This is a genomic window from Pseudomonas sp. VS40, from assembly GCF_018587885.1.
In the GTDB taxonomy this organism is placed as follows: Bacteria; Pseudomonadota; Gammaproteobacteria; order Pseudomonadales; family Pseudomonadaceae; genus Aquipseudomonas; species Aquipseudomonas pergaminensis.
The window spans coordinates 82,382-88,912 of sequence record NZ_JAGYWD010000015.1 but is presented as its reverse complement, the minus strand read 5'-3'; the positions used below and the strand labels follow the sequence as shown (position 1 = coordinate 88,912).

4 protein-coding genes and 1 pseudogene are annotated in these 6,531 nt (G+C 57.4%); 3 read left to right on the top strand and 2 right to left on the bottom strand.

From position 1 onward, the window contains the following. Window positions 1-96, top strand: a pseudogene (locus KHP07_RS28800) (YkgJ family cysteine cluster protein); the annotation flags it as partial. Between the two features lie 238 nt (window positions 97-334). Here the strand turns inward: KHP07_RS28800 and typA are convergent. Further along, window positions 335-2,155, bottom strand: coding sequence for a translational GTPase TypA (gene typA, locus KHP07_RS28795; protein ID WP_025859468.1), 1,821 nt, complete (start codon window positions 2,153-2,155; stop codon window positions 335-337). Window positions 2,156-2,294: 139 nt separating this feature from the next. Further along, on the bottom strand, window positions 2,295-3,749 hold the full coding sequence (gene thiI / locus KHP07_RS28790) for a tRNA uracil 4-sulfurtransferase ThiI (protein WP_078046463.1): 1,455 nt from the start codon (window positions 3,747-3,749) through the stop codon (window positions 2,295-2,297). Between the two features lie 334 nt (window positions 3,750-4,083). On the opposite strand from thiI, the gene glnA reads away from it, so the two are divergent. Together glnA and KHP07_RS28780 are read left to right on the top strand one after the other, a co-directional pair. Then, entirely contained in the window at window positions 4,084-5,490 is a 1,407-nt protein-coding gene (glnA, locus tag KHP07_RS28785; protein ID WP_016979133.1) for a type I glutamate--ammonia ligase, read from the top strand. Window positions 5,491-5,643: 153 nt separating this feature from the next. Continuing rightward, window positions 5,644-6,180 (top strand): chorismate mutase, encoded by a 537-nt coding sequence (locus tag KHP07_RS28780; RefSeq protein ID WP_214498475.1) that lies wholly within the window; start codon window positions 5,644-5,646, stop codon window positions 6,178-6,180. The last annotated feature ends 351 nt before the right edge of the window (window positions 6,181-6,531 follow it).

The following is a 6,531-nucleotide window of genomic DNA, read 5'->3' as shown; positions in this document are numbered from 1 at the left end:
AATCACCCGAAGATCGGGCCACGGCCAGGGTATTGCGCGTACAAGCCGAAGGAAGTGGTGCGCGAGACCAAGTTCAAAACCCTCGACAAGTTCTAATCGACAGCCAACCCCCTGTGGTGAGCGGGCTTGCCCCGCGCTGGGCTGCGAAGCGGCCCTAACCCGGCCACTGCATTTCTCCAGATAAAACTCAGGTGCCTGGTTTTGGGGCGGCTTCGCCACCCAGCGCGGGGCAAGCCCGCTCACCACAACAAGCGGGCTCACCAGAAAAATCCAGGCATAAAAAAACGCCCCCGGCCTTTCGACCGGGGGCGTTTTTCATTCAGCCTGAGTTAACTCAGTTCTTGGCTTTCTTGGCAGCGCGGGTACGCTCGCCTTCGTCCAGGATCTTCTTACGCAGGCGGATCGACTTAGGCGTGACTTCGCACAGCTCGTCGTCCTGGATGAATTCCAGGGCCTGTTCCAGGGTGAAGCGAACAGGTGGAACCAGAGCGATGGTTTCGTCTTTGCCCGAAGCACGCATGTTGTCGAGCTTCTTGCCTTTGGTTGGGTTGACGCCCATGTCGTTGTCACGGCTGTTCAGACCAACGATCTGACCGTTGTAGATCTCTTGACCGTGTTCAACGAACAGCTTGCCACGTGCCTGGAGGGTTTCCAGGGAGTAGGTCAGCGCCTTGCCGGTTTCTACCGATACCAGAACACCGTTCTGACGGCCGGACATGTCGCCGGACTTCATGGTGTCGTAGCGATCAAAGATCGAGGTCAGGATGCCAGCACCGTTGGTCAGGGTCAGGAACTGGTTACGGAAACCGATCAGACCACGCGCAGGGATGTTGTATTCCAGACGCACACGGCCTTTGCCATCCGGCACCATGTTGGTCAGGTCGCCTTTACGCAGACCCATCTCTTCCATCACCTTGCCCTGGGATTCTTCAGGGGTGTCGATGGTGACGTTTTCGAACGGTTCCTGCTTCACGCCGTCAACCTGACGGATGATTACTTCTGGACGACCAACGCCCATTTCGAAGCCTTCGCGGCGCATGGTTTCGATCAGTACCGAGAGGTGCAGCTCACCACGGCCGGAAACCTTGAACTTGTCAGCCGAGTCGCCTTCTTCAACGCGCAGAGCAACGTTGTACAGCAGCTCTTTGTCCAGACGCTCCTTGATGTTACGGGAGGTCACGAACTTGCCTTCTTTACCGCAGAAAGGCGAGTCGTTTACCTGGAAGGTCATGGAAACGGTTGGCTCGTCAACGGTCAGAGGCTTCATCGCTTCTACCGCGTCCGGGTGGCACAGGGTGTCGGAGATGAACAGCGAGTCCATACCGCTGATGCACACGATGTCGCCAGCTGCAGCTTCTTCAACGTCGATACGGTGCAGACCGTGGTGACCCATCAGCTTCAGGATACGACCATTACGCTTCTTGCCGTCGGCGCCGATAGCGACAACCGGGGTGTTTGGCTTGACGCGACCACGAGCGATACGGCCAACGCCGATAACACCCAGGAAGCTGTTGTAGTCCAGTGCGGAGATCTGCATCTGGAACGGACCTTCACGGTCAACAGCCGGCGCAGGTACGTTGTCGACGATCGACTGGTACAGCGGGGTCATGTCTTCAGCCATGTCGGTGTGGTCCAGACCGGCAATGCCGTTCAGGGCCGAGGCGTAGACGACTTTGAAGTCCAGCTGTTCTTCGGTGGCACCCAGGTTGTCGAACAGGTCGAAGATCTGGTCCAGAACCCAGTCCGGACGCGCGCCTGGACGGTCAACCTTGTTGATGCACACGATCGGACGCAGGCCGGCTTCGAAAGCCTTCTTGGTCACGAAACGGGTTTGCGGCATAGGACCGTCTTGAGCGTCAACCAGCAGCAGAACGGAGTCAACCATCGACATTACGCGCTCTACTTCGCCGCCGAAGTCGGCGTGGCCCGGGGTATCCACGATGTTGATGTGGTAGCCGTTCCAGTTGATAGCGGTGTTTTTAGCCAGGATGGTAATACCGCGCTCTTTTTCCTGGTCGTTGGAGTCCATCACGCGCTCGTCGTTGAGCTCGTTGCGCTCCAGGGTGCCGGATTGACGCAGGAGTTTGTCTACCAGGGTGGTTTTACCATGGTCAACGTGAGCAATGATGGCGATGTTACGTAGATTTTCGATCACTTGTGTATCTCGATCAGAGGATTCGGTGTGCTGACAGGTCGTGGCAGCGATTAACAGTAGAGTCAGGCCTTGCCGTTACAGCTTGACGGCAGAGTCGGGGGGCCGGTGACGCAGGCCACAGGCAAACAGCCCCGGGCTCTTAGCTCGGTCGATAAACGCGCACATTGGCATGCCCCTCACTGAGCAAATGGTGGGCATGCAGGCGACTCATCACGCCTTTGTCGCAATACAGCAGGTACTGACGGCTGTTATCCAGTTCCTTGAAACGCGCGTTCAGTGCATAGAACGGCAGCGTTTGTACGTCGATGCCGGCGATGTCCAGCGGCTCATCCTCAGCGGCATCCGGGTGACGGATGTCGATGACGATCTGGCCGGCCAGGGCTTCGCTGACTTCTTCGATCTTGATGTCCTGGCCCAGTTCGTCGATAACACGATCGATCGGGACCAGCTTGGCGTTCTCGAGCGCACGCTCCAGAATCGCCATGTCGAATTCTTTCTCTTCATGCTCCACGCGGTGACGCTTGGCGTGGGTCTTGGGGTTCACCGAGATGACCCCGCAGTACTCAGGCATGTGCTTGGCAAAATCGGCAGTGCCGATCTGTTCTGCCAGGTCGATGATGTCCTGCTTGTGGCTGGCGATCAGCGGGCGCAGCACCAGCTTCTCGGTGACGCAATCGATGATCGACAGGTTCGGCAGCGTCTGGCTGGACACCTGGGAGATCGCTTCGCCGGTCACCAGCGCATCAATCTGCAATTTATCGGCAATCCGCGAGGCAGCGCGCAACATCATACGCTTCAATACCACGCCCATATGACCGTTATCGACTTTGCCGAGGATTTCGCCCAGCACTTCTTCGAATGGCACGCTTACAAATAGCACGCGCTGGGAGCTGCCGTACTTCTTCCAGATAAAGTGCGCGACTTCCATCACGCCCAATTCGTGTGCACGCCCGCCCAGGTTAAAGAAGCAGAAGTGGCTCATCAGGCCGCGGCGCATGATCTGGTAGGCCGCCACCGTGGAATCGAAACCGCCGGACATCAGTACCAGGGTCTGTTCCAGGGCGCCCAACGGGTAGCCGCCGATGCTGTTGTGCTGGCTGTGGATCACAAACAACCGTTGGTCGCGAATTTCCATGCGCACTTCAATTTGCGGCGCTTTCAGGGAAATTCCGGCTGCGCCACACTCGCGACGCAGCTTGCTGCCGACGTATTTCTCGACGTCCATGGAGCTGAAGGTGTGCTTGCCGGCACGCTTGCAGCGCACCGAAAAGATCTTACCTTCAAGCTCACTGCCGTAGTGCTGTTTGCACTTCTCGGTGATGTCGTCGAAGTCGCCCAGCGGGTACTCATCCACCTGCAGGAAATGCGCGATGCCCGGCATGCAGCTCAGGCGCTCGGTCATGTCCTTCAAGGCTTTGGGCTCGGTGATACGGGTTTCCAGCTCGAGATTGTCCCACACGCCGTTCACCACCACAGCCGGGTCCAGATCGCGGAGCACGGCACGGATGTTCTTGGCCAACTGACGGATGAAACGCGTCCGTACCGGTCGGCTTTTGATGGTGATCTCGGGGAAGACTTTAACGATTAATTTCATGGAAACAGCGCGCGCCGGGCCTGCTGAAAAAGGGGGGCGCGGATTATAGCGGAAATCGCTCAAGGTTTAACCAGTTAATATGCACAGCACGCGACACGCACTAAATAGGTGCATTTGTGCCTCTTTACGCTACATTGAGGTGCGCTATTTTTGGGCTTTTGTCGTAATGCACCTTTATAGGGGCGTTTTTGGAGCAGAAAACCCATGTTGGCGCACTGGCATGCAATTTGCTCTCTTGTGAGGCAGGTTGCCATGGCGGAGTATCCGCGCCGGCATCACCCACATTCTAAGGGCTAACTCCACTACCCCAGCCCGAAGCCACCCGGAGGACACTATGTCGAAGTCGGTTCAACTCATCAAAGATCATGACGTTAAATGGATTGATCTGCGCTTCACGGACACCAAAGGCACTCAGCACCACGTGACCATGCCGGCTCGCGACGCGCTGGATGAAGCTTTCTTCGAAGAAGGCAAAATGTTCGACGGTTCCTCCATCGCTGGCTGGAAAGGCATCGAAGCCTCCGACATGATCCTGATGCCGGACGACAGCACTGCCGTACTCGACCCGTTCACCGAAGAGCCGACGCTGATCCTGGTGTGCGACGTGATCGAGCCTTCGACCATGCAAGGCTACGACCGCGACCCACGTGCGATCGCCAAGCGTGCCGAGGAATACCTGAAGTCCACCGGTATCGGTGACACCGTATTCGTAGGCCCAGAGCCAGAATTCTTCATCTTCGACCAAGTGAAGTTCAAGTCCGACATCTCCGGCTCCATGTTCAAGATCTACTCCGAACAAGGCTCCTGGATGTCCGACCAAGACGTGGAAGGCGGCAACCATGGCCACCGTCCAGGTATCAAAGGTGGCTACTTCCCAGTTCCGCCGTTTGACCACGACCACGAAATCCGTACCTCCATGTGCAACGCCATGGAAGACATGGGCCTGGTCATCGAAGTGCACCACCACGAAGTGGCCACTGCCGGTCAGAACGAAATCGGTGTGAAGTTCAACACCCTGGTTGCCAAGGCTGACGAAGTACAGACCCTGAAGTACTGCGTACACAACACTGCAGTCGCTTACGGCCGTACCGCTACCTTCATGCCTAAACCACTGTACGGCGATAACGGTTCGGGTATGCACGTTCACCTGTCCATCGCCAAAGATGGCAAGAACACCTTCGCTGGCGAAGGTTATGCCGGCCTGTCCGACACTGCCCTGTACTTCATTGGCGGTATCATCAAGCACGGTAAGGCCCTGAACGGCTTCACCAACCCGTCGACCAACTCCTACAAGCGTCTGGTCCCAGGTTTCGAAGCACCGGTAATGCTGGCCTACTCGGCGCGCAACCGTTCCGCTTCGATCCGTATTCCTTACGTGTCCAGCCCTCGCGCTCGCCGTATCGAAGCTCGCTTCCCGGATCCAGCAGCCAACCCGTACCTGGCCTTCGCTGCCCTGGTAATGGCCGGCCTGGACGGTATCCAGAACAAGATCCACCCAGGCGACGCCGCCGACAAAAACTTGTACGACCTGCCGCCTGAAGAGGCCAAAGAGATCCCACAAGTGTGCGGCAGCCTGAAAGAAGCCCTGGAAGAGCTGGACAAGGGCCGTGCGTTCCTGACCAAAGGCGGCGTGTTCAGCGACGACTTCATCGACGCTTACATTGGCCTGAAAAGCGAAGAAGAAATCAAGGTTCGCACCTTCGTACACCCACTGGAATACGAGCTGTACTACAGCTGCTGATCCAGTAGCGCCGCTTCTTAGAGCGGCGTGACGAAAAAGACCTCCCCCGGGAGGTCTTTTTTTTTGGCCCGCGATTGCGCCGCGCCAGGCACCTATTGTATTGACTGATACGCCGCCATCGCGGGCAAGCCCCACCCCCACAGGAGATCATCCTTGAAACATCGACTAGTGTTCGCTCTGCTGTTTGTCAGTGCCACTGCGAGTGCTGCGCCGCCCACGCTCGAGCCGCTGCTCAACAGCATCGCCGAACGCCTGGAAATTGCCGATCAGGTAGCCCTGAGCAAATGGGACAGCAAAAAGCCGGTAGAAGATAAAAAGCGTGAACAAGAGGTGATCGCCAGCGTCAGCGCCCAGGCGCCGAGCTACAAGCTGGACCCGGCCGCCGCCGAGCAGTTTTTTTCGGCGCAGATCGAGGCCAACAAACTGGTGCAGTACACCCACCTTTCCGACTGGCAGTTCCAGGGCAAGGCGCCTGACGCCCCCCGCCCGGATTTGGTCAAGCAGATTCGCCCGCAGCTGGATGAACTGCAAAAACGCCTGCTGCAGCAACTGGCTGACTTTACCCCGCAGCGCACGGACCCGCAGTGCCCCAAATGGCTCGCCACCGCCGTGCATGAGCCACTGAATGATCCGCTGCGCCAACTGGCAATGATCCGCGCCACCGCCGAGCTGTGCATCTACAAAGGTTAAGCGCTGCTGCAAACCCAATCAAAACTGTGGGAGCGGGCTTGCTCGCGAAGGCGGTGTGTCAGTCTCGATGCATTGACTGAAACACCGCCTACGCGAGCAAGCCCCCACATTTGGATTGGGCGTATTCGGTTATACCTTCCTGAACAACCTTCACAAAACCGCACTATATTGGTGCGATAGGCTGCACCCTTCCCACCTGTCCAGCCCATTTTGGTTCGAAACTTCCCGAGCAAGCTGGCAGAACGCCACAGTTTCGCGCCTAAAACCCCCATTTCAGGGCTTGCACGCTTCTTTTCGGAGCCTTGGTTTGGTTTTTGCATTTTCCTTGTATCAGCGTGTGCCTCAAGCCCG